We start from the raw sequence: 3,028 nt of genomic DNA, 5'->3' as shown, positions 1-3,028 counted from the left end.
GTTAGCGATATAACAGCAATCACAGCTTGTTCAACTATTGCACCTTTTACTTGAAGAAGAAAAAGTTTTAATATGTAATTTCATGTATTTATCCAACGTATCTGTGTACGGTAATCAAAAGTTCGAATACAATTCAAACTCTTGACCAAGAATTTCTAGTGCTAATATAGTGTGCGATTAAATAAATAACGATGTAAATTGGAAATGAGTAAATATGTTCCCAATGTATAGGCTGATACAAACCACTCCATATAAGAAAAGGCTGAGCAATAAAAGAGGTAAAGACAGAAAAAAATATCGCCTTAATAAGCGGACTGACATTTGGCTTAATTTGAATCAAGAACATGATAGTTACTGGTAAAAGAGAAAAGTCCCACGGGAAAAAACTTGGAATAAAGTAAATAATTTCATAGATGTAATACCATAATCCAAAAGTTACCCCAGCAAAATCTAACCAAGATGAAATCAACATGACAAAAAATCCTGCACTTAATAATCGGATGGTACTATCTTTTTTTCTATATATAATCCATAACACCCATGGAACAATAGCAAGCGTTAAACCGAACCACCATTGCAAAGTAAAAAGAACATTTTCTTGCCATATCTCCGCCATTTGATTATGAGCCTGAACGATAAGGTTGTAAGTTTTTTCTATTTGTTCTTGAAGAGACTCATTCATTTAAACACCACTTTCATTTCAAAACCCTATTGCTTTTGTCCTATTATTTACAATTAAGTGCAAGAAATGTAGAAATTATTAAATAATCTGCTTTGTTAAGAAAAATGATTTCCCTTGTTGAACGATTCCCGTTAACGCCATAACAGCAGCCGAAGCTTGTGCAACTATTGCTCCCCGTTAGTTCAACAAGCGCCTTCTCTTTCCATGTACATTTTTCTCGAACTATGCAACTAACTTATTTTCTTAATATCTAATTGTATATATATCCTATTTTTGGTAATGATGTCAATAAATACAAAAATGGGGTGCTGTTATTGAAAACTCACGTTCCTCAAGCATCCATCATCAATATTATGGTTCGTTAGTAAAATCAATTCAAGAAAAATAAGTTAACTCTTCTTGACTTACAAGTTAATAAAAAAGCATGGTATATATTATAAAAATGTATCAGAAAATAATAAAACCTACACTTTTGAAAGGGTGATACATTTGGAACAAGAAGAAAAATTGAAAACAGCAGCAACTACTATGGCAAGTGATTTGAAAGTACAAACTATTGGAGGCGCAGAAAAAAAGACTAAAACTGTTGTAGATATGAACACCGTACAAGCGTTTATTCAAGATTGGAATGCTATGTCTTCAAAAGCAGCTAATCTGACAATTGAACAATACGGTCCCCCGAATGAAGCAACTCCAAGTAGATTAATCTGGTATAATAATGGACCGTGGAAACGAACAATTGTCTATCGCGATGAAATTCCACATGACTTCCCTCAACCTCATACTGATGTAATCGAAAACTTTATCAACTATACTGTGCCACCAGAAATGTTTAGTGAACTCGCTAAGTTTGACGGTAGTGTGATTGTTGAAAGAACTAGAGGTGAAGTGTCTTCTCGATGTGATATGGAAGCAGCTAATATCCTTGCTCTTAACCTAATGAATGACATTGTTACAGGTAAGCTAAACGCCGAGAAAGCTCGTGATGTTTATTGTGAAGTAACTTCAGCCTTTATGATGAATAGACCTGCACCTTATGCAGAGAAACTTCAATTCAAAGTATCAACAGAAGAAAAATACGATACAGATAAAGTTATGATTGCTGATGAAATGATTGAACAAGGGATTGAAAAAGTTAAGGATATGGTTAATCCAAACCAAAACCAAAATACTAACTATCATTAAGGTCTTTATAACTGTCGGTAATTCGGCAGTTTTTTTGTGGACTTATACTGCCACGTTAGCGCAATAAGCTAAAGGAGCCACTGTTGCGACCAAGCTACCCGATAGTTTAAATAAAGCTATAATTATTTTAGGTTTGTTAGTTTAAAGAAATCTGGGTCTGGTTTCATCAATTTAATACCTTTCTCTGTTAGAAAGTATATTTCTTTATCGCCTTCATACATAACCTTTATCTCTTTATCCCCGATGTCAATGACACTTGTTTCTTTACGAGGTAAAACTTTTTCCTCCCAATCAATAGCTTCGTTGATAAAACGAACAATACCTTCAATTTGAGTTTTGTCATTTATTTCAGTACAACTATCATTAGAAGAACTTTGATGAATACAAATACTGGTCGGAACACCATCAATCCAGGTTGTTGAATTGTAAATAGGAGTTTTATCAAAAATAACTTCCGTTTGATTGTTCATTTTAAAATAACTTCCATAGATAGATAATTCCCATTCTATTCCCTTTTTCCGCCAACGAGACGTAAATCCCATTGCATCGCTATTTTCATCAGAAGAACTTTGCTTATAACTAACTTCCCAGCCATACTTTGGAAGTTGCTTCAAGTAAAAGTCATATATTTCATTCCAATGGTTTCCTCCCAAAAAATATTCGTGTTCGGTTGGTCTCAATCCCTCAAATAAAGGAATGTCTTCGTGTTGCTCTGGAATAATAGACATCCCCTCGTAAGTATCATCAGTTACTTTTTGATATGTAAACCAACCTGCAATAATAACAATTGTAATAGTTCCATAAATTAGCCAATTTATTTTCTTCATTAAATCCCCTCTCAATTCCTATACACCAAAAAACAAATTCCTTATTCAACATTACTGCTAAGTTAGCGACATAAAAGCAATCACAGTTTGTTCCACTTTCCTCCCCGATAGTTTAAGTGAATAAAATCACAAACTCTTTATTTTCTATAATATAATTTTAACATATAATGACAAAAAACCATTTGTTCTACAATAAAATCCAGATTATAATTAACATCCATTTTAATGTACGTATTAGCAATATTATCAAACTTATTAAATAGCTATTATCATGCAGTGATTTTATATGCTAATCGGGTTACTCATTGGAAAAAAATGATGTTATTTCATTGAC

3 protein-coding genes are annotated in these 3,028 nt (G+C 32.9%); 1 reads left to right on the top strand and 2 read right to left on the bottom strand.

Features of this window, described 5'->3' with window-relative positions; all coding sequences use genetic code 11:
• Nucleotides 1-133: 133 nt before the first annotated feature.
• Nucleotides 134-682, bottom strand: a complete 549-nt coding sequence (locus ACHABW_RS25495; RefSeq protein ID WP_435759835.1) for a CBO0543 family protein — start codon at nt 680-682, stop codon at nt 134-136.
• Nucleotides 683-1,171: 489 nt separating this feature from the next.
• Between ACHABW_RS25495 and ACHABW_RS25490 the strand changes: the two genes are divergently transcribed.
• Complete coding sequence (locus tag ACHABW_RS25490) at nt 1,172-1,867, top strand: hypothetical protein (protein ID WP_435759833.1); 696 nt, start codon at nt 1,172-1,174, stop codon at nt 1,865-1,867.
• Between the two features lie 122 nt (nt 1,868-1,989).
• Here the strand turns inward: ACHABW_RS25490 and ACHABW_RS25485 are convergent, their stop codons facing one another.
• Complete coding sequence (locus ACHABW_RS25485) at nt 1,990-2,694, bottom strand: hypothetical protein (RefSeq protein ID WP_435759831.1); 705 nt, start codon at nt 2,692-2,694, stop codon at nt 1,990-1,992.
• Nucleotides 2,695-3,028: the final 334 nt, after the last annotated feature.

It is taken from the genome of Salipaludibacillus sp. CF4.18, from assembly GCF_051262595.1.
Lineage (GTDB): Bacteria > Bacillota > Bacilli > Bacillales > Salisediminibacteriaceae > Salipaludibacillus > Salipaludibacillus neizhouensis.
This window is presented reverse-complemented; position numbering and strand designations above follow the sequence as displayed.